Annotated in this window: 34 protein-coding genes and 1 pseudogene; 31 read left to right on the top strand and 4 right to left on the bottom strand. The window is 38.6% G+C overall.

Going from position 1 to position 15,200, the window contains the following annotated elements; translation table 11 throughout:
• Positions 1–113 precede the first annotated feature (113 nt).
• Both OC529_RS02605 and OC529_RS02600 read right to left on the bottom strand, forming a co-directional pair.
• Complete coding sequence (locus OC529_RS02605) at positions 114–548, bottom strand: type II toxin-antitoxin system PemK/MazF family toxin (RefSeq protein WP_262081418.1); 435 nt, start codon at positions 546–548, stop codon at positions 114–116.
• 184 nt (positions 549–732) lie between these two features.
• On the bottom strand, positions 733–1,548 hold the full coding sequence (locus OC529_RS02600; RefSeq protein ID WP_262081417.1) for a S24 family peptidase: 816 nt from the start codon (positions 1,546–1,548) through the stop codon (positions 733–735).
• Positions 1,549–1,711: 163 nt separating this feature from the next.
• Between OC529_RS02600 and OC529_RS02595 the strand changes: the two genes are divergently transcribed.
• The 6 genes from OC529_RS02595 to OC529_RS02570 all read left to right on the top strand — a co-directional run bounded on the left by OC529_RS02595 (position 1,712) and on the right by OC529_RS02570 (position 3,304).
• Positions 1,712–1,987: a hypothetical protein gene (locus OC529_RS02595; protein WP_173303013.1), complete on the top strand. Its 276-nt coding sequence runs from the start codon at positions 1,712–1,714 to the stop codon at positions 1,985–1,987.
• A 266-nt stretch (positions 1,988–2,253) separates the two neighbouring features.
• Positions 2,254–2,412 (top strand): hypothetical protein, encoded by a 159-nt coding sequence (locus OC529_RS02590; protein ID WP_153300024.1) that lies wholly within the window; start codon positions 2,254–2,256, stop codon positions 2,410–2,412.
• Positions 2,413–2,427: 15 nt separating this feature from the next.
• Positions 2,428–2,637, top strand: a complete 210-nt coding sequence (locus OC529_RS02585) for a helix-turn-helix transcriptional regulator (protein WP_001166514.1) — start codon at positions 2,428–2,430, stop codon at positions 2,635–2,637.
• A 117-nt stretch (positions 2,638–2,754) separates the two neighbouring features.
• Positions 2,755–2,940, top strand: coding sequence for a helix-turn-helix domain-containing protein (locus tag OC529_RS02580; RefSeq protein WP_000274132.1), 186 nt, complete (start codon positions 2,755–2,757; stop codon positions 2,938–2,940).
• A gap of 9 nt (positions 2,941–2,949) precedes the next feature.
• Positions 2,950–3,096 carry a hypothetical protein gene (locus tag OC529_RS02575; RefSeq protein ID WP_262081416.1) on the top strand — a complete coding sequence of 49 codons (147 nt, stop codon included), beginning with the start codon at positions 2,950–2,952 and terminating at the stop codon, positions 3,094–3,096.
• Positions 3,097–3,142: 46 nt separating this feature from the next.
• Complete coding sequence (locus OC529_RS02570) at positions 3,143–3,304, top strand: hypothetical protein (protein WP_262081415.1); 162 nt, start codon at positions 3,143–3,145, stop codon at positions 3,302–3,304.
• A 265-nt stretch (positions 3,305–3,569) separates the two neighbouring features.
• On the opposite strand, the gene OC529_RS02565 is transcribed toward OC529_RS02570, so the two are convergent.
• A complete protein-coding gene (locus OC529_RS02565; protein ID WP_262081414.1) occupies positions 3,570–3,788 on the bottom strand; it encodes a hypothetical protein in 219 nt (72 codons plus the stop codon).
• Positions 3,789–3,932: 144 nt separating this feature from the next.
• Here OC529_RS02565 and OC529_RS02560 point away from each other — a divergent pair, with 144 nt between their 5' ends.
• The 4 genes from OC529_RS02560 to OC529_RS02545 are packed head-to-tail and all read left to right on the top strand — an operon-like array spanning position 3,933 to position 5,649.
• Positions 3,933–4,121 (top strand): helix-turn-helix domain-containing protein, encoded by a 189-nt coding sequence (locus OC529_RS02560; protein WP_166731631.1) that lies wholly within the window; start codon positions 3,933–3,935, stop codon positions 4,119–4,121.
• Positions 4,118–4,993 (top strand): DUF3102 domain-containing protein, encoded by an 876-nt coding sequence (locus tag OC529_RS02555; protein WP_262081413.1) that lies wholly within the window; start codon positions 4,118–4,120, stop codon positions 4,991–4,993. Before OC529_RS02560 ends, OC529_RS02555 begins: the two co-directional genes overlap by 4 nt.
• Positions 4,990–5,400, top strand: a complete 411-nt coding sequence (locus OC529_RS02550) for an ORF6C domain-containing protein (RefSeq protein ID WP_166731633.1) — start codon at positions 4,990–4,992, stop codon at positions 5,398–5,400. Before OC529_RS02555 ends, OC529_RS02550 begins: the two co-directional genes overlap by 4 nt.
• 33 nt (positions 5,401–5,433) lie before the next feature.
• Positions 5,434–5,649, top strand: coding sequence for a hypothetical protein (locus tag OC529_RS02545; protein ID WP_061438988.1), 216 nt, complete (start codon positions 5,434–5,436; stop codon positions 5,647–5,649).
• A 703-nt stretch (positions 5,650–6,352) separates the two neighbouring features.
• Here the strand turns inward: OC529_RS02545 and OC529_RS02535 are convergent.
• On the bottom strand, positions 6,353–6,544 hold the full coding sequence (locus OC529_RS02535) for a hypothetical protein (RefSeq protein ID WP_125458557.1): 192 nt from the start codon (positions 6,542–6,544) through the stop codon (positions 6,353–6,355).
• A gap of 106 nt (positions 6,545–6,650) precedes the next feature.
• Between OC529_RS02535 and OC529_RS02530 the strand changes: the two genes are divergently transcribed.
• The 21 genes and pseudogenes from OC529_RS02530 (at position 6,651) to OC529_RS02430 (ending at position 14,779) form a co-directional block, all read left to right on the top strand.
• The gene (locus OC529_RS02530) at positions 6,651–6,794 is read left to right on the top strand and encodes a hypothetical protein (protein ID WP_173275407.1); all 144 of its coding nucleotides are present in this window, start codon (positions 6,651–6,653) and stop codon (positions 6,792–6,794) included.
• Positions 6,795–6,891: 97 nt separating this feature from the next.
• Positions 6,892–7,182, top strand: a complete 291-nt coding sequence (locus tag OC529_RS02525; protein ID WP_261091258.1) for a hypothetical protein — start codon at positions 6,892–6,894, stop codon at positions 7,180–7,182.
• Between the two features lie 10 nt (positions 7,183–7,192).
• Complete coding sequence (locus OC529_RS02520; RefSeq protein WP_262081412.1) at positions 7,193–7,519, top strand: hypothetical protein; 327 nt, start codon at positions 7,193–7,195, stop codon at positions 7,517–7,519.
• Positions 7,520–7,535: 16 nt separating this feature from the next.
• Complete coding sequence (locus tag OC529_RS02515) at positions 7,536–7,679, top strand: hypothetical protein (RefSeq protein WP_000196747.1); 144 nt, start codon at positions 7,536–7,538, stop codon at positions 7,677–7,679.
• A 105-nt stretch (positions 7,680–7,784) separates the two neighbouring features.
• Entirely contained in the window at positions 7,785–7,961 is a 177-nt protein-coding gene (locus tag OC529_RS02510; protein WP_262081411.1) for a hypothetical protein, read from the top strand.
• Positions 7,958–8,710, top strand: coding sequence for a phage recombination protein Bet (bet, locus tag OC529_RS02505; RefSeq protein ID WP_262081410.1), 753 nt, complete (start codon positions 7,958–7,960; stop codon positions 8,708–8,710). The genes OC529_RS02510 and bet overlap by 4 nt, the downstream gene beginning before the upstream one ends.
• Positions 8,711–8,719: 9 nt before the next feature.
• The gene (locus OC529_RS02500; protein ID WP_262081409.1) at positions 8,720–9,784 is read left to right on the top strand and encodes a DUF1351 domain-containing protein; all 1,065 of its coding nucleotides are present in this window, start codon (positions 8,720–8,722) and stop codon (positions 9,782–9,784) included.
• A 2-nt stretch (positions 9,785–9,786) separates the two neighbouring features.
• Positions 9,787–10,056, top strand: coding sequence for a hypothetical protein (locus OC529_RS02495; RefSeq protein WP_262081408.1), 270 nt, complete (start codon positions 9,787–9,789; stop codon positions 10,054–10,056).
• A 94-nt stretch (positions 10,057–10,150) separates the two neighbouring features.
• Positions 10,151–10,276, top strand: a complete 126-nt coding sequence (locus OC529_RS02490) for a hypothetical protein (protein WP_262081407.1) — start codon at positions 10,151–10,153, stop codon at positions 10,274–10,276.
• Positions 10,277–10,295: 19 nt separating this feature from the next.
• Positions 10,296–10,487: pseudogene (locus OC529_RS02485) on the top strand (helix-turn-helix domain-containing protein); the annotation flags it as partial.
• Between the two features lie 148 nt (positions 10,488–10,635).
• Positions 10,636–11,061 carry a hypothetical protein gene (locus tag OC529_RS02480; RefSeq protein ID WP_262081406.1) on the top strand — a complete coding sequence of 142 codons (426 nt, stop codon included), beginning with the start codon at positions 10,636–10,638 and terminating at the stop codon, positions 11,059–11,061.
• Positions 11,062–11,076: 15 nt separating this feature from the next.
• Positions 11,077–11,244, top strand: coding sequence for a hypothetical protein (locus OC529_RS02475; RefSeq protein WP_262081405.1), 168 nt, complete (start codon positions 11,077–11,079; stop codon positions 11,242–11,244).
• Entirely contained in the window at positions 11,231–11,419 is a 189-nt protein-coding gene (locus OC529_RS02470) for a hypothetical protein (RefSeq protein ID WP_262081404.1), read from the top strand. The genes OC529_RS02475 and OC529_RS02470 overlap by 14 nt, the downstream gene beginning before the upstream one ends.
• Entirely contained in the window at positions 11,412–11,915 is a 504-nt protein-coding gene (locus OC529_RS02465; RefSeq protein WP_262081403.1) for a DUF1642 domain-containing protein, read from the top strand. The genes OC529_RS02470 and OC529_RS02465 overlap by 8 nt, the downstream gene beginning before the upstream one ends.
• Entirely contained in the window at positions 11,915–12,508 is a 594-nt protein-coding gene (locus OC529_RS02460) for a hypothetical protein (RefSeq protein WP_262081402.1), read from the top strand. The genes OC529_RS02465 and OC529_RS02460 overlap by 1 nt, the downstream gene beginning before the upstream one ends.
• Positions 12,505–12,765 carry a DUF1372 family protein gene (locus OC529_RS02455; RefSeq protein ID WP_262081401.1) on the top strand — a complete coding sequence of 87 codons (261 nt, stop codon included), beginning with the start codon at positions 12,505–12,507 and terminating at the stop codon, positions 12,763–12,765. Before OC529_RS02460 ends, OC529_RS02455 begins: the two co-directional genes overlap by 4 nt.
• Entirely contained in the window at positions 12,762–13,184 is a 423-nt protein-coding gene (locus OC529_RS02450; protein WP_262081400.1) for a hypothetical protein, read from the top strand. Before OC529_RS02455 ends, OC529_RS02450 begins: the two co-directional genes overlap by 4 nt.
• Positions 13,185–13,195: 11 nt before the next feature.
• The gene (locus tag OC529_RS02445; protein ID WP_262081399.1) at positions 13,196–13,576 is read left to right on the top strand and encodes a YopX family protein; all 381 of its coding nucleotides are present in this window, start codon (positions 13,196–13,198) and stop codon (positions 13,574–13,576) included.
• The gene (locus tag OC529_RS02440; protein WP_160109930.1) at positions 13,569–13,748 is read left to right on the top strand and encodes a hypothetical protein; all 180 of its coding nucleotides are present in this window, start codon (positions 13,569–13,571) and stop codon (positions 13,746–13,748) included. The genes OC529_RS02445 and OC529_RS02440 overlap by 8 nt, the downstream gene beginning before the upstream one ends.
• Positions 13,699–14,259 carry an Lrp/AsnC family transcriptional regulator gene (locus OC529_RS02435; protein WP_175879924.1) on the top strand — a complete coding sequence of 187 codons (561 nt, stop codon included), beginning with the start codon at positions 13,699–13,701 and terminating at the stop codon, positions 14,257–14,259. The genes OC529_RS02440 and OC529_RS02435 overlap by 50 nt, the downstream gene beginning before the upstream one ends.
• A 94-nt stretch (positions 14,260–14,353) precedes the next feature.
• Entirely contained in the window at positions 14,354–14,779 is a 426-nt protein-coding gene (locus OC529_RS02430; RefSeq protein ID WP_173214009.1) for an ArpU family phage packaging/lysis transcriptional regulator, read from the top strand.
• Positions 14,780–15,200: the final 421 nt, after the last annotated feature.

Below are 15,200 nucleotides of genomic sequence, written 5' to 3'. Positions count from 1 at the left end.
TCATAAGAGCAGGGCTAGAGATGTCCTCTTGGGACAGTATCATCTATTTTGTCGTCAAGCGACTTTATGATTCTATTCTAACCCTAATTATGATAAAAGTCAATATTGTTTGTTTAGTATAAATCTAGTCCAAGAACTTCTTTTATCTTGTCTAGTAGTTTTTTATGGTCGTTTGTATCTAGCTTGTAAGCTGGTCTATAAACTTTATCATATAACTCTTTTCCTGTTGCATCTAGCATTACTTGTCCATCGCTGTCAATCTTTTTCTTTGTTTTATAGACGATTTTCCGTTTGTCTATTTCTTGGATTTTTCGGACATAAGCATAGGCTTTGGGCTTGGAAGGAGTATTTTGATATTTACTATTTTCAATCGTGATACCACCACGATATTTCTTTCCTGATTTTTTACCAGTTAAAGGTGCTACTAGGAGTGTCCCATCAGCTTTGTCAGGAGTTGTTAAGATGATAGCGTAGTGTTTTCCGTAAAATTCATTCCCACCTTTTTGTGGGAAGTTGATTAGATAAACTTCGCCTTGTTGAAATTTCATATAATGCTCCAGATAATAAAATAAGGTGTACCTCTTAGAAGTACACCAGACAGTTTTGTCCTTGACGAACAAGGCTTTATAAATAAATATCGTATCCTTGACGAACAAGGCTTTTGACATTATTAGTGTACTTCTTTTTTTATTTTTTGTCAAGTAATTGTTTCCAAAAAGGAAACAGCTGGTTTTATTCCTCTCTATACACCCCGACAACTGCATAGATCTTGATGTGTGTGTCTTCGGCTGGTGGGAAGTCTAGGATGATATCTTCGTATTTGTCATTGAGCGACACTAGTCGTAAGCGTCCGTTTTCGGTATAGATCTTTTTGAAGTAAGAACGGTCTCCATATGCGATAACTGCCAAATCTCCGTTGTAGGTAGTCAGTCCCTTGTCTACTAAATAGAGGATATCTCCGTCTTGGTAGTCAGGCTGCATGGAGTCTCCGCTGACCTTAGTCGCAATATCGTGGCGTGGTGGTTGCTCGTCAACCTCTATAGTCTCTCTGTCTGTATCATCGTAACCAAATCCATAGTTAAATCCAGAAGCTGCTGCCGTCTCAGATACAACCTCAACTTGGTACAAGCTGATAACTTCCGATACTTCGTTTTTCTTCGTTTCTTCTTCGTTTTGCTCTGTGTACATCTCGCCGTTTGCTTTTTGCCTCTCCAGAAGCTCCTCAGAAGTCCGTAGCACGATTTTTTTATTATCTGGGGTTAATTGTACCACCTTGTCCGTTATCTGCTGTGTGAGCAAATCTGGGGACGCTGTGGGGGTGTCTGCTTTACGAATAGGTGGAAATAAATCGTCAATGGTTACGCTGAGAGCAGAGGATATTTTAAACAAAGTATTCTTTTTAGGAGTACGGAAACCTTTTTCATAGTTTGCTATAGTTGTATCCCCCATATCCACTAAAGTAGCTAATTCTTTTTGTGTTAATCCACGCTGCAACCGATATTCTTTTATTTTTGTACCAATGTATATAGCTAATTCTTTGTCAGTCATATATTTCTCCTGAGTGTTTTCTTAAGTAGATTATAACAAAATATTCACGGAAAGAAAAGTTTTTTTGTTTTTTCGCAAAAAAACTGTTGACACTTCACGAAAAGTGAGGTATAATATAATCAAGCTTAAGGAAATAACAAAAAACAAACCGGAGGGAAATAACATGAATACATTAAACGAGAAAGCAATCAACATCTTTAAAGCAGTAGCTAAGGAAACTTTAATCCAAGGCACTTACGAGGAAAACTTCCTCTACAGCCAACTTGAAACATTCTGTACTAACTGCCGTCAATTCGCTTTTGGATGGACAGAGTTAGCAGAAGAGATTGAACGTCAAGAGCGTTACCTTCTCGATTCTGGTTTCACTCAAGAGGAAATCGATGACATTCGTTTTGATGCAGCATTTGCAGGAATGTTTGATAAACTAAATGTAGCCTGATTGGTATCACCAAGGTTCGAATCCTTGGCAGGTTGTTGCTCCAAGAGCAAAATAAAACAGGAGGTGCAGCCAATGAGGCGACAGGAACAAAGACCTAAAAAAAGAGAATTCGGCTTAAAAATCCAAATTCTCTGGTTCAAAATTGAGTTCCATTACTCAATAGAGTGGTAGGAACTTAAGGGGCTGACCTAAAGCCCCTCCCCTTTAAAGGGGTACTGTCATTGTATCATATAGGCTGTATCTCCTGCAAGAAAAAGGAGAAAAATATGGATTGGAAAAAATTCTTGTTTGGTAACTTTGATTACGAAAAGATGAATCAAGACAATCATGCAAAAACTTCCTTGGAAATTCGAGGTGGACTTATTCCGAGTATATTGTTCTGGTCTGGTATTATCGTACTAATTTTATATTTAATTTTCAGATAGGGAGGTGATTATGGTTTGCAAATTCTTTTATATAAACTGAGGAAGGAAAAAAATATTTCTCAGAAAGAAATGGCAGATGTTATCGGAAAAAGTGAGAATAGCTATCGCAACAAAGAATTAGGTAAACAAGATTTTAAACTGAGTGAAATGTTCAAAATCGCCCATTATTTCGGTAAAGAATTGGGCGATATATTCACACCTCAGACTTCACGAAAAGTGAAATAAAAACACCTAACATCAAAAAAGGTCAAACTTTTTCAAAATCGATAGAATAATTCTATCAAAACTGTTGACAAGTACCAACAGTTTTGAAAAGACCTATTAGTAGAAAGGAAAAAGTCGATGTACGGAGCGAAAATGAGGGAGCTGAGAACGGCTCAAAAGCTGGGTTTGCGTGAGCTTGCTAAGCGAACCCTGATAGACTACACGACCTTGTCACGGATCGAGAACGACCTGAAGGCGGTGACGCTGTCGCAGGCGGTGGTCATCGCCAAGGCGCTAGGGTGTAGAGTAGAAGATATGTTGTAGGAGGGGAAGATGAACGAACTAAAAATAAGAGAAGATGGTATCTATTTGAATAACCAAAAATTAAAAGGTGTGCAAGCAATCAAAACAAAAAGCACGGCTGAAAGCAACCATGCTACTGTCTTACTTAAAATTTATTGCCAAGCTGATTTGAAATGAGGTTGGTATTTGATTTCGTTATATCACAAACATAAAGGAGAACGGAATGAACGAACTAGTATGGTTTTATTTCACTATCATTATCAACATAGTCATTGGTTTTGCTACATACTACGCCAGCAAAAGAGATAGAGAAAAGCGCATCAACGGGTTTAAAAAAATACAAGATGATGAGCTTGAAAGAATTAGAAATAAATTTAATTTATGATTTTTTAGAAGTCTTTAGTTAGAAAGGAGAACGAAATGAACGAACTAGGACTAATCATAGTAACAATCGTAAATGTAGTTTGTGCTGTAATAAATCTATTTTGCTTTATTAAAGACAGGATGGAATGATTTGTGTTTAAAAATGAAACGGAAGGAATGGATTATAAATATGAGACCAAGAAAATATCCGTATAGTAAAAAGCAGGTTCAGTATAGAACTGTGAAACGAAGTCTTGGACTAGGTAAGGGGATTATCATAGAGCGTGTTATTGAGGATAGTTCTCCCCCTTCTCCCCGTACTCTTTCTTTAGAGCCGCAAGGATGGTGTGGTGAAGTTCTGCGTAGTACACCATGATGTCGTTAGCATTTACCATTAGATGGCCATTGTCGCTGTTTCGCCATAAACTGGAAGAAGTTTCTGTTAATGATGTTGGCAGTAGAGAAACGGTTATATCGTGGGCTATTTCAGATAAACTTTTTTGCACTGGTGATTCCTCCTTTCTGTTGGAATTTTGACTAAAACGTGAGAGGTCCTAGTCAAGAATGATTATAACACAATATAAATTAAGTAACAATATGTAGTGTTTTTATATGTTTAAAATACAATATATTGGGGAAAGGAGCAATGTGTGTGGAAGAAGTTTAAGCATTTGTTGATTGAAAAAGGGATGACACAGAAGGCATTAGCTGAAAAAGCTGGTATTAGTCCAAATACAATCAGAAATATCAAAACCGAGCGTATTTCTTTTAAGAACATGTGCAAAATCGCTGACGCACTGGAAGTCAGCTTGGATGAATTTAGAGAGGAGAGGGAATGAATGAAATATCTTTATCAAACAACCTCAATCAGATTGAACTAGAAATCAATCATCACAAACAAATTGCAGGGCAATCAATTTGGGAAATCGGCAGACGACTCAATCATGTCAAAGAACGTAATCTTACCCACGGTCAATTTGGAAGTTGGGTAGAGAGTATAGGAATTGCTAGAACAGAAGCAAGTAGATTTATAAAAATAGCTGAAGAGATTCCAAATTTGGGCACGTACACAAATTTGGGGACAAAAGCCCTTTATCTCATCGCAACACTTCCAGAAGAAGAGAAACAAGCTCAAATTAACAGGATTGAGCAAGGTGATAACCCAACGGTAAGAGAATTGCAAGATTTGAAGTTAAAATTTTCTGCAGCTAAAAGAAAAATACTGGAACTGCAAAGGGGGCAAGAATCGACTAAGGAAATCGTGAAAGAAGTTCCTGTTATGCCAGCAGACTACCAAGAAGCTCTCCAGAATCGTCAAAAACTAGAAGAGCGTGCCAAGTCTGCAGAGGAAAGGAATGCTTTTCTTGAAGCGCAATTAAAAGACCTCTACGCTCAACGTGCAGAAGTGGATGAAAAATCGAACAAGTACGATGAATTGACAAAAGCCATCCAGCAATCCCAAGGGCAGTTGGACGACTACCAGAAAAAAATCGCTTCCTACAAGAATATCCTTAGCCTTATCCAGAAAGGGAATGATTTTCTTGCCAATATGGGCGGTCTCATCTACGCAGATGAAGAAAAAGTCCTGCATACTGACGGTGTTGCTGGTCAGGAGTTCGACAGTTTCGTCAATCGAGGCATCCGATTCTTTACGGATTTACAAGCAATCAGAAATAAAGACAATCAAATCTTAGAGGGAGAAATCTTATGACGCATGAAGTAGTTGCAATTCAACCAAGCGAATTAACCCAAGAAGATATTTTAATTCAGGTTCTACAAACTCAAAAAGAATTAAAGAAAAATCAGGAAGTGTTAGCAGGGGATGTTGATTATTTAAAAAATGAGCAACCTGTTAATCCGTCCATTTGTCTGGAACTTGAAAACTTGAGAAAAATCAAAGTTATCAAGGCTCTTGGCGGTAAGGATAGCCAAGCTTATAAAGACCGTTCTTTTGCTGGCAAAGTCTTTCGTCAGGCTGCTAAAGACTTTAAAGAATTCTTTAGGATTCCACGGTATGACCTGCTGAAGAAAAAAGACGAAGAGAGGGCTTTTGATTACTGGAAGTCATGGGAACCATCACATAATACCAAGATGGAAATCAAGACCATAAATGGGTAAATGCTAAGCAATTTAGAGAAGGAGATAGTAAAGATGCAACCAGGTAAAGGGAGACCAGCAAAAAAGAGTAGCCGTGGAGTTCGCACGGTCGCAATCTCAGATGAACTATTTGAGGATTTATATGAGCTAGCTCAAGGAAGCGGAATACCAATCAGTCAAGCGGCGGATTATATCTTTAAAAACGGACTGAAAAACGTCCGCATAGAGACGGAAACAGTCACCAGAAAACGCTTGGTATTTGAGGATTAGGAAGGAGAAATCATGTTAGATTTTAAGAACTTGGAAGCTCAGCTCATCTTTCAAAAATCCAGTTAATGATTACACTTCTGTCAGCAATGATTTTCTCAAAGATTCGAACCTAGAGCCTGCTTCTATCGGTATCTTGATGGTCGTCCTCAGCAATAAAGAGAACTGGCTGGTCTATCCAGAAGAAATCGCAAAGCGCTTAGGAGTGAGTCGGGATATGGTAGATAGGCATTTCAAAAAGATAGAGAAGGCAGGTTATCTCAGAACTTTTAAAAAAAGTCTCGGCAGAGGGCGAGGAGTTCAGACTTTCAGATTCTTCTCAGATACAAAAATAACTGATTTTCAATTTGAGATGATGCAACAGAGTTTAGAGGAGGCTTTAGAAAAGTTATCCACAGGTTAGCAGTTACATTTCCTTATTTTACAAATCTGTATTTTACAAATCTGTATTTTACAAATCTGTATTTTACAAATCTGTATTTTACAAATCAGTAAAATAAGGCACTAATAAGTATTAAATAACAACAAGTATTAAATAACAATAAATATTAAAAGACAACCAGTCCTACTCCTCTAAATAAATAAAAGAGAGGGTAGAAAAAATAAATTCAAAGGAGAAACGGAATGAGACCAAGACGATATCCGTATAGTGGGAAAAGAAAAAAGCCTATCAATTTTCAGATAGACTTAGAAAAATTCAAGCGTCTTAGCTATGAAGCCATTCATGATACTTCTCAAGTAACTCAATAGTAGTTATTGCAGAAGTTAAACTACTGACCATCCCAAGTTGCAATCCGTCGGTATGGTCAATCTGTTTAGTAGCTTCATTAGCTTTAGCAGCAATATCTTGCATATCTTCAGCTGTTAAAGATTCTCGAAAATCTTTAAAGGATTTCATAAAATCACCTCCTTTCTGCTTATATTATAGCAGAAATGGAGATTAGAGACAGAAAGGAGCAGTAGGAGGATATTTCATCGGTCTTGAGACTGATATAGGAGGTTGAATGGAAGATAAAATTATTGAACTTGCTGATTACTTCATCAGCGAAAACACAACGTACAGAGAAGCTAAAATAGCGTGTGAGAAGCTATTGAGACAAGTCAGCCATGAGATTGAACTCAGGGCAATGGAAAGCAAGACTTTTTAAACAAAAAAGCACCTGACGGTAATCAGGCGCATACTAAAATAATCAAAATCATTATATCACAAAAATGCTTGCCCGCATAGTTGAGAGGATGTAAAAAATGGAAGGTATAACGTTACAATTACGATTGGACGGTGAAAGTGCTGAATTGTTCACCAATCAATTGTTGGCTTTTGCTGAAAAGCAGGTCAAGGAGCAGTTAGAGAATGACCGCATGCCAATTAATCAACAGGCTTTGATGAAGAAGTTTGGCTTTAATCATGCCTATGTTAAGAAGTTAGAACGCAAAGGATTAAGATTTCGTAAGCAAGGAAAAGATATTATGTATGATATCAATGATGTTTATGAAATTTTGGAATTAGAGAAAGAAGTACGAAAATTAAGAGCGTAAGGAGATAAAAATGTTTGAACCACCATTAGTTAGCCAATTATTAGGAACTGGCGCAGTGATTTTAGGATTTATCAGCGCAGGAATCCTAGTTCATCAGATGGAGAAACAGGAAGAGGAAGAAAGACGTTTGCAAGAAGAATATGACACGCAAGTGGTTAGAGCTTGTAATGAATTGCTTGAAATGGGTCGTGAAATTGAAAGAGAACAAATCCGCAAGAATATCCGTCGGGAGTTCAAAGGCTTTACCTACGACAATGAACCGCCTGTAGGATTGCGCCCTGAGCCACTAGCCTTGCCAGAACCACGAAGAGCACGCCATGCAAAGTATTTGGGATAGAGCAAAGGAGACGCTGATGACTAGAATTGAACTTGAAAACCGTGTATGGCTTTTGGCCAATCATGAAGAAAAAAACGAATTGCTGGATCTTGGACTAACATCCAAGGCCAGATATGTGAAACGAGTGCTGGAACTTGGAAAGGTGTATGCTCATGTTTGATTATGACAGAGATATAATGCAACCGCCTGAGGAGCAAGAAGAACTTGACCCTAGCCAATACATCTATGTTGGATGTGGGCAGTATCGATATGTGGGTGATGAAGTATGATTGAGGAATTACTTGCAGAAATCGACAACTGGCGAGCTGAGTATATTCATCTTGGCCGAGAGCTGGGGCAAATCATCAACGACCAACAGGACATTATTTTGAAATTGCAAAACGAAAATCGACGCTTAAAGCGTGAAAATTGGAATTTGAAGAAGACGAAAGGAAGAAAATGACAAATAATCAATTAGCAACGCAGACAAAACGTGATATTACTATTGACCCAAGTTTACTGACCGGAGCAGACATCAAAAAGTATTTTGACCCACAAAACCTGTTGACTGAAAAACAAATAGGTCAGGCTCTAGCCTTATGTAAAGGTCGCAATCTTAACCCATTTGCTAACGAGGTCTACATTGTGGCTTACAAAAATCGTAATGGAGGCACAGAGTTCAGTTTGATTGTCTCTAAAGAGGCTTTCTTGAAACGTGCCGCTCAATGTAAAGACTATGAGGGATTTGAGGCTGGAGTAGTGGCGGTAGATAGCGAGGGTGTTATACACGAACGCAAAGGGGCAATCATGCTCCCAGGAGACACATTGATAGGCGGATGGGCAAGAGTGTACCGTAAAAATTTCAAGGTACCGGTGGAGATTTTCGTTAGCCGAGAGGAATATGACAAGAAACAAAGCACCTGGAACTCTATGCCGGCTACCATGATTAGAAAGACGGCTCTGGTAAATGCTCTTAGAGAGGCTTTTCCTGAGGATTTAGGCAATATGTACACAGAGGATGACGGCGGAGAAACATTTGACCGTATCAAAGATGTCACGCCTCAAGAGAGCCGTGAGGATGTCGTGGCACGCAAGATGGCTCAGATTGAGCAATTTAACAAAGAGCAAGAGGCAAATCATGCAAATCCCGAACCTGCTCAAACTGAGGAGACAATCCAGGGCGAGTTGCTAGACGGTGAACTTGAATATTAGGAGGACAACATGCAAGAATTACAGGTTATTGATGATAAGAAAATCAATAAAATTTATGAAATGATTACAACGGATGAGCTTACTAGAGAGTCTTTTGAAAAAGACCTCATAGAGGCTACTGAAAAGTACAAGGACTATATTCCTACAGCTAGTACTCTCAAAGATGACAAGGCAAAGCGAGCTGAATTTAATAAGCTAATTGAGTCTAAAAATCGTATCCGTATCGACACTAAAAACTTGCTATCAGAGACAGCTAACACATGGGATAGTTATGCAAAGTCAATTATTGAACCATTTGCAACCGTAGTTAGTGAATTTGATAAAGGTATCAAGGAAATTGAAGAACATCAAAGACAACTAAAAATAGATACGGTTAAGAGTTACATAGCCAACAAATCAGCTGAGTACATGCTGGACCCTCGCCTATTTGATGAAAAGGCCCTTGAGTATGTCAAGGCTAGCGATTTCATGGCTGACGGCGTGACGCTTAAAAAAGCCACAATGAAATCACTTGACGACATGGTCACATTTGAGTTTCAGAGACAGCAAGAATTTGAAAAGGCTAAGTCAGCTATTTCAGGGTTATGTGCTGAGTATGGCATGACTGACTCACCTTACATTAGACAGCTGAAAGACTTGACTCTTGCTGGGGTCTTTGAACAAATCAAAGCTGACTATGAATTTGAAAAGCAAAAGGAAGAGCTCAGGCAGACTCAAGAACGAGCAGAGCGAGATAATCAGGAGCTTTTAGCAGCTCAACAAACTAAACAGCAGGAACAAGTTCCAAAATCAACGGAGACCCCAAGTTTTGACCCAGAGACAGGCGAAAACTTGGACGGTGAGCAAATCCCCCAAAATGAGCCTAACGCTCTTAGAGGGGCTGAAAACAACCTAAAACGATATACTCAAAAAATGACTTTAGAGGTGTATTTTGTAGACACAGCCGAAAAAGACCGTTTCAAGGCTGGTCTAAGTCAACTCGGATTTGATTTTAAAAAGAACTATCAAGTCAGCGGTTATCAACGTATTGAGCCATTGACTCAGGCTGAACTCAATGAGCAATGTGGGTGGTAAGTATGAGTAAACAAGTAAAAGATATACTAGAAACTCATGACACAGGCTGCCCACATGGTATTACATTCGCTATACATCAAAACAAAGAGGAATGTATTGCGTTATTTGGTCGTTCTGGATGGCCTGGTCTCAAACCTCGATTTATTTGTTGGAATGAAAGTGTTGAAAACCAAACAACATACAAAACTGAGGAATCCTTACTTAATGCCTATGTTTGTGATGTTGAAAAAATATCGGAAGATTTTATTATCATTCAATTATTGCCCTTTTAAGAGGGGAAAAATAATCAAAAACCAACTATTTCCATTTGGGAAACAACTCAAAAACCAACAAGCCGTGCATTCTTGTAAAACTGCGAACTAGAAAATGCGTCAAAAAAACGGTCGTGTGACCTTGGATGAATGGCGCAAAGAATTTCACTCACGCTTGCCTTGCTCACAATTTGGCAGGCGTGGGATTTTGGTAGGAAGTATGGCAGAGAGGAGATTATGAAACTGAATGAGGTGTTTTGATGAACAGACTAAAAGAATTAAGACAAGAAAAAAAGCTAACTCAAAAGGAAATAGCAAAAGAAATGAGCATATCAGAAAAGACTCTATCACGCTGGGAAAACGGAGAAAGCCAAATTAAACCAGAAAAAGCCCAGCAACTAGCTGACTACTTCGAGGTAAGCGTTGGATATCTGTTGGGGTATGAAAGTAACCCATTGGAACGATTGGAAAGCTTAGTTGATGAACTAAAGGAGCACAAGGACTTGTTAGGAATTCTGGATTGGTACACAGCTTTTGATTTAGCTAATGACATTCTTGCAATAGCAAGCGTGGAAAAAGCTAGATGGCTAGGGAGGTTGAATGCAGGAAAGATTGATTCTTAAATTTGAGTTAAACAGAAAGCAGATGATTAACTCAAATGATAGACCGCACTTTCATCAAAAGTCTAAAATCACTAAGTTTTTACGGCAGTTGGCCGAATACGAGGGCAAGAATGTACTGAGAGATTACTTTGGGTTGCCTTACAGCGAGGACAAGCCTTGCAAGGTTAAGGTTCGGATATATCCTCCGACAAATCGGAAGTATGACCCACCGAACTGGTCGCCTACAAGCAAGGCTTTGTTTGACGGTTTGACGGACGCTAATATTTGGACAGATGATAACTACAATGTGATAGTATCGACTGAGTTTATGCACGGTGGCAAGTCTGGAAATAAGAATTATAGGATTGAGCTGGAGATTTACGAATATCACGAGATATTGCAGAGGATAGTGGATGGGATTTGATAGGAGGATAGAAATATGATTGGAGTAACCTATCAGGAAATTCATCTCTTTGTTGAATTTTTGAAAGAGCAGTACGGGCAAGGTCGTCCAGACTATATTGAAGCACTGAACGACTTAGACGGCTTGGCGAAAGTCTCCTACAGAGAAGCTATTGAAAGATTTTTAGAAGATGAAGTACGATAAACAGATTGTGATTGACGGATTGAAACGCACAATCGAGCAAAACGAAGAGAAGATAATCGAGTATTCGAAGCCGTGCGATGAACGGAAAAGACGCATTAGAGAGCTGGAGCGCGATTTGTTGAAGAAAAAGAATAAAGAATTAAGGCAGAAAGTAGAGGAGTTGAAAGATGAATAAGCAGGAATTGATTGAGAAATACGAAGCGGTTGAATGTCTTGTAGGTATTGTTAGCGGAAAAACTATTCTAAAAAGCGTTCTAAAAGACTTGAAACAACTAGACGAACCAGAAAAAGTCAAAGTACCGCAGTTTGTGGCGGAAAAAATTGAGTATTTCAAAAAAACTGGTGACTGGGATTTGTTTCAAGCGATGGATTATTTATTTGGAAAAAAAGAAATCAGGGAATGGCTTGAGGATAAAAACAACCAAGAAACATTTGCTCGTGCATGGCTTAACGGCTACGAGGTCGAGGAAGAGAGGCGGTATCGGGTTAAGATTAAAGGGAATATTAAAGAAAATATGTTGGTTTATGGAGAACTTTTGGAAAGGTATTACTTTACAAAAAGCCTTAGTTTAGACAATGCTATATATTCCCACACCCGTAAAGAACTAGAAGAAGCTGGATTCGGCTGGGTGTTCGATTGTCCAGGTATTGAGATTGAGGAGGTGGAGTGATGGAAGACAGTGTTTGGCTAGGCTGGATTGCCGAGGTTATGGCAACTAAACCTGTTGACAACGAATTGATAGAAAGCAGCCGTGGCCAAGAAGTCGTTGATTTGCTATTAGATTTAGAAAGAAATGATTTTAATTGGCATAGAGGAGACGCAGATGTTTTTTGGATAGATGTCCAGATGTGTGTCAAGTACAATCTTTCCAATGCAGAAATTAAATTTTTAGCTAAACAACAACCAGGCGTTGTAAATTATAAGAAACACGCAAAAGAAAGAAATGCTTATTCAGAGATGATGAGAGGGTTAGAAAAGTTAAAAGAGCTTAACTTTCCAGAAATCTACAATCATTCATTTTCTCCTGATGATGAAAAGAAGAGATTTGAAGAAGAAATGGCGGTTGAACAAAACTACATATCGCCTTACCAAAAATTAGATGAAGTTCAAAAACGTTTTTATGAAAATCAATTTTTATTTGGCAAAAAAGTGATGGAAGCTGCAATGAAAATTGTATCAAGTGAAAAGAAAATAGGTGTTGATAATTTCTTCAACATTGGAAGTCATCGAATTAAATTCACTGTTGAGGAGGTCACAGATTGAAACGATTCATAGCTATCTGGATATTATTGTCCGCTGGACTAAACATCTGGCAGATGGACAGGATTCGAGATTTGGAAGAGAAGAAGCCGTTGGTTATCTACAAGGCGGATAACGTAGGCGCTGAGATATTTGGTAAAGTCGTCGAGAAAGGACGACACGGCAAGCTGTACACGATAACCATTCGTGACTACGGTGTGTTCGTGGTTACGAAGGACGTGTATGAGAAAGTGAAAGTTGGGGATGAGGTGTTACTATGACAGAAACTATTAAACTACCAGACTATTATGAGCCTGATTGGAAAAATGCAAGGTACGGGTCGTTGGAAGAACTTAAAGAATTGTTGCTCTTTAAGCGTATTGTGAAATGGGATAAGGACTTTTTGCTGCTTGAAGACGGCACAAAGGTCACTATTGAAATGTCTGAAAGTGATTGCTGTGCCTCAGCAGGTGGGGAGTTCCAAGATGTATTACTTGACGCTGTGATTACTAATGTTGAAATTGGAGAACCGGAAGAAATCCCCGACCATTGGGGAACTGGTTATAAAAACAAAGTAACTATCTTCCATAATCAGAACCCTGTAGCTATTGCCAATTGTGAAGCAGAGCATAACGGCTATTATTACAGCGTAGGCTCTTTAGTGATTGGTGATATTCATTTTCCAGTTGTTAATGCTTAGGAGGATTTAACATGATTCCAAAATTTAGAGCGTGGGATACCACAAATAAAGAGATGTTTAAAGACACTTTCTCAATAACAGAAAGTGGGCAAGTTGTAGTGGTTGAACAGGAGGATGTCATGTGCCCTCCAGATTATGTTTTTGTTGATAATCTAGTCATCATGCAATCAACAGATATGGTTGATAGGGATGGCAATATTATCTTTGATGGCGATATAGTCAAAATGTCTAAGGATGTCTATTCTGAACCGACTTATTACGAGGTTGTAAGGCATTATGGAGGAGCCTATCGTCTTGAATCTAAACAATACGGATGTGAATTGTGGCTACGACATGCTGATTGTGAGGTCGTTGGGAATGTGTACGAAAACAAGGAGTTACTAGATGCCTGACGTAGAATGGATTATGGAGAATTGCCATATGATGCGTGACAATGGTATCTGGGCAGGAGAGAAACAGATTTCCTACGCTAGTCCAGATGGGCAATATACGTATTACATCAACAAGAGAAAAGATGGCACTTATTATTTACATGGAGCGTATAAACATTATGGCAGGACGTAGATGGACGGAAGACGAGGTTGATTATCTGGAGTGGTACGTCTTGTCCAGAGAAGAGCATGATTTAACACAGGCTTGCAAGTTTTTGGATAGAAGTTACCAAGCAGTTCGGTCAAAATTAGCCAAACTCCAGAAATACAATCCTAACTTGCAATTTCAGCCCAAATGGTCAGACGCAGATGATAGCTATATCCTGAAATACTACCAACGCTTTTCGTACAAGACCTTGGCTCGTATCTTAGGACGTAGTGAGAAAGCCATTCGAGACCGTATCCGAAAATTAGGGAAACGAAAAATTTTAGACTTGACTATATTTCACAAAGATGTAGTTTCGCTAGCCAATCAAGGTATAGCTGTAAAAGATATCGCACAAAAATTAGGACTACATTACAATCAGGTATATTACTACTTGAATAAACATCATATTCCTTACAAAAAGCGAGAGTTTAGAAATCAAAGTAACAATTTCGCTTGGAGGAATTTGAATGATATGATTTTTATGAGGAGGACTTAACATGACAGACAACATAAACAAACCAATACAATAACACTAGTTTTTGATGGGAAAATAATTTAAAACATTAGTTAAAATAGAAACGAGGTGAGCGATGCCTTTCTTTCCAGAAATAAACGAAGTCAAAACAAAAGAAAACGCCAAGAAAGTATTAGAAGGATATCCTCATTGGCGTCGTGTAGCGAATGATACAGATGGTCAGAAGGTGACAACTACGTACTCTTTTACGCCTCGGTGTCCTGGGAATAATGCAACTAGTCAAGTGGAGAAACTGGCAATTCGAAAAGTTGATGCAGAGTTAGAGATAGATGCTATTGAGCAGGCAGTTAGTAATTTACATGATCCTTACTATCGTAAAATCATATACGAGAAGTACCTTGTATGGTATCCTAAAAAAGATGAAACAGTATATAATGAGCTTGCAATCTCAGAAAGTTCATATTATGAAATTCTTGGAAAGGCTCTACTGGCATTTGCAGAGCTATATCGAAATGGTGAACAAGTTGTAATTCTGGAGTAAGAGCGGAGTAAGTCAAGAGTAATTATCAATTTTAACGTGCTAAAATAGTATTATCCAATGATTGGCAACGAACAGTCATGAGGACTCCTAAAAATACAGAGGTTTCGGCCTCTTAGACAGTAAGGATAGGTTAGCAGGTTGTTTGGGTCTCCTTTAAAATTTTTACCAAGCGTGCGTTTTACTGCTAGACCAGTTGGTTCGATTCCAGCTGCTGTCATTTGAGTGTTTGTGTCCCAGAATGGGGTAGGCAGTAGGCTTAGCATTCATATATCACTCATTAACTTAAAAATGGTTGCAGAAGTGACCGAACCTCGCATGGTTGCGTAGCTACTTATATCCTAGGTAAGTTATAAGCTAGAGGGTTTGATTCCCTCAGAGGTTGTAAAGACTACAAAAAATAAAAATGAAGTCAAAATTTAAT

It is taken from the genome of Streptococcus sp. Marseille-Q5855, assembly GCF_946901985.1.
In the GTDB taxonomy this organism is placed as follows: Bacteria; Bacillota; Bacilli; order Lactobacillales; family Streptococcaceae; genus Streptococcus.
This window is presented reverse-complemented; position numbering and strand designations above follow the sequence as displayed.

What these genes read in the sequence shown, in the direction of transcription:
- OC529_RS02605 (WP_262081418.1), bottom strand. Translation starts at nt 548, where the DNA reads ATGAAATTTCAACAAGGCGAAGTTTATCTAATCAACTTCCCACAAAAA.
- OC529_RS02600 (WP_262081417.1), bottom strand. Translation starts at nt 1,548, where the DNA reads ATGACTGACAAAGAATTAGCTATATACATTGGTACAAAAATAAAAGAA.
- OC529_RS02595 (WP_173303013.1), top strand. Translation starts at nt 1,712, where the DNA reads ATGAATACATTAAACGAGAAAGCAATCAACATCTTTAAAGCAGTAGCT.
- OC529_RS02590 (WP_153300024.1), top strand. Translation starts at nt 2,254, where the DNA reads ATGGATTGGAAAAAATTCTTGTTTGGTAACTTTGATTACGAAAAGATG.
- OC529_RS02580 (WP_000274132.1), top strand. Translation starts at nt 2,755, where the DNA reads ATGTACGGAGCGAAAATGAGGGAGCTGAGAACGGCTCAAAAGCTGGGT.
- OC529_RS02575 (WP_262081416.1), top strand. Translation starts at nt 2,950, where the DNA reads ATGAACGAACTAAAAATAAGAGAAGATGGTATCTATTTGAATAACCAA.
- OC529_RS02570 (WP_262081415.1), top strand. Translation starts at nt 3,143, where the DNA reads ATGAACGAACTAGTATGGTTTTATTTCACTATCATTATCAACATAGTC.
- OC529_RS02555 (WP_262081413.1), top strand. Translation starts at nt 4,118, where the DNA reads ATGAATGAAATATCTTTATCAAACAACCTCAATCAGATTGAACTAGAA.
- OC529_RS02550 (WP_166731633.1), top strand. Translation starts at nt 4,990, where the DNA reads ATGACGCATGAAGTAGTTGCAATTCAACCAAGCGAATTAACCCAAGAA.
- OC529_RS02545 (WP_061438988.1), top strand. Translation starts at nt 5,434, where the DNA reads ATGCAACCAGGTAAAGGGAGACCAGCAAAAAAGAGTAGCCGTGGAGTT.
- OC529_RS02535 (WP_125458557.1), bottom strand. Translation starts at nt 6,544, where the DNA reads ATGAAATCCTTTAAAGATTTTCGAGAATCTTTAACAGCTGAAGATATG.
- OC529_RS02530 (WP_173275407.1), top strand. Translation starts at nt 6,651, where the DNA reads ATGGAAGATAAAATTATTGAACTTGCTGATTACTTCATCAGCGAAAAC.
- OC529_RS02525 (WP_261091258.1), top strand. Translation starts at nt 6,892, where the DNA reads ATGGAAGGTATAACGTTACAATTACGATTGGACGGTGAAAGTGCTGAA.
- OC529_RS02520 (WP_262081412.1), top strand. Translation starts at nt 7,193, where the DNA reads ATGTTTGAACCACCATTAGTTAGCCAATTATTAGGAACTGGCGCAGTG.
- OC529_RS02515 (WP_000196747.1), top strand. Translation starts at nt 7,536, where the DNA reads ATGACTAGAATTGAACTTGAAAACCGTGTATGGCTTTTGGCCAATCAT.
- OC529_RS02510 (WP_262081411.1), top strand. Translation starts at nt 7,785, where the DNA reads ATGATTGAGGAATTACTTGCAGAAATCGACAACTGGCGAGCTGAGTAT.
- bet (WP_262081410.1), top strand. Translation starts at nt 7,958, where the DNA reads ATGACAAATAATCAATTAGCAACGCAGACAAAACGTGATATTACTATT.
- OC529_RS02500 (WP_262081409.1), top strand. Translation starts at nt 8,720, where the DNA reads ATGCAAGAATTACAGGTTATTGATGATAAGAAAATCAATAAAATTTAT.
- OC529_RS02495 (WP_262081408.1), top strand. Translation starts at nt 9,787, where the DNA reads ATGAGTAAACAAGTAAAAGATATACTAGAAACTCATGACACAGGCTGC.
- OC529_RS02490 (WP_262081407.1), top strand. Translation starts at nt 10,151, where the DNA reads ATGCGTCAAAAAAACGGTCGTGTGACCTTGGATGAATGGCGCAAAGAA.
- OC529_RS02480 (WP_262081406.1), top strand. Translation starts at nt 10,636, where the DNA reads ATGCAGGAAAGATTGATTCTTAAATTTGAGTTAAACAGAAAGCAGATG.
- OC529_RS02475 (WP_262081405.1), top strand. Translation starts at nt 11,077, where the DNA reads ATGATTGGAGTAACCTATCAGGAAATTCATCTCTTTGTTGAATTTTTG.
- OC529_RS02470 (WP_262081404.1), top strand. Translation starts at nt 11,231, where the DNA reads ATGAAGTACGATAAACAGATTGTGATTGACGGATTGAAACGCACAATC.
- OC529_RS02465 (WP_262081403.1), top strand. Translation starts at nt 11,412, where the DNA reads ATGAATAAGCAGGAATTGATTGAGAAATACGAAGCGGTTGAATGTCTT.
- OC529_RS02460 (WP_262081402.1), top strand. Translation starts at nt 11,915, where the DNA reads ATGGAAGACAGTGTTTGGCTAGGCTGGATTGCCGAGGTTATGGCAACT.
- OC529_RS02450 (WP_262081400.1), top strand. Translation starts at nt 12,762, where the DNA reads ATGACAGAAACTATTAAACTACCAGACTATTATGAGCCTGATTGGAAA.
- OC529_RS02445 (WP_262081399.1), top strand. Translation starts at nt 13,196, where the DNA reads ATGATTCCAAAATTTAGAGCGTGGGATACCACAAATAAAGAGATGTTT.
- OC529_RS02440 (WP_160109930.1), top strand. Translation starts at nt 13,569, where the DNA reads ATGCCTGACGTAGAATGGATTATGGAGAATTGCCATATGATGCGTGAC.
- OC529_RS02435 (WP_175879924.1), top strand. Translation starts at nt 13,699, where the DNA reads ATGGCACTTATTATTTACATGGAGCGTATAAACATTATGGCAGGACGT.
- OC529_RS02430 (WP_173214009.1), top strand. Translation starts at nt 14,354, where the DNA reads ATGCCTTTCTTTCCAGAAATAAACGAAGTCAAAACAAAAGAAAACGCC.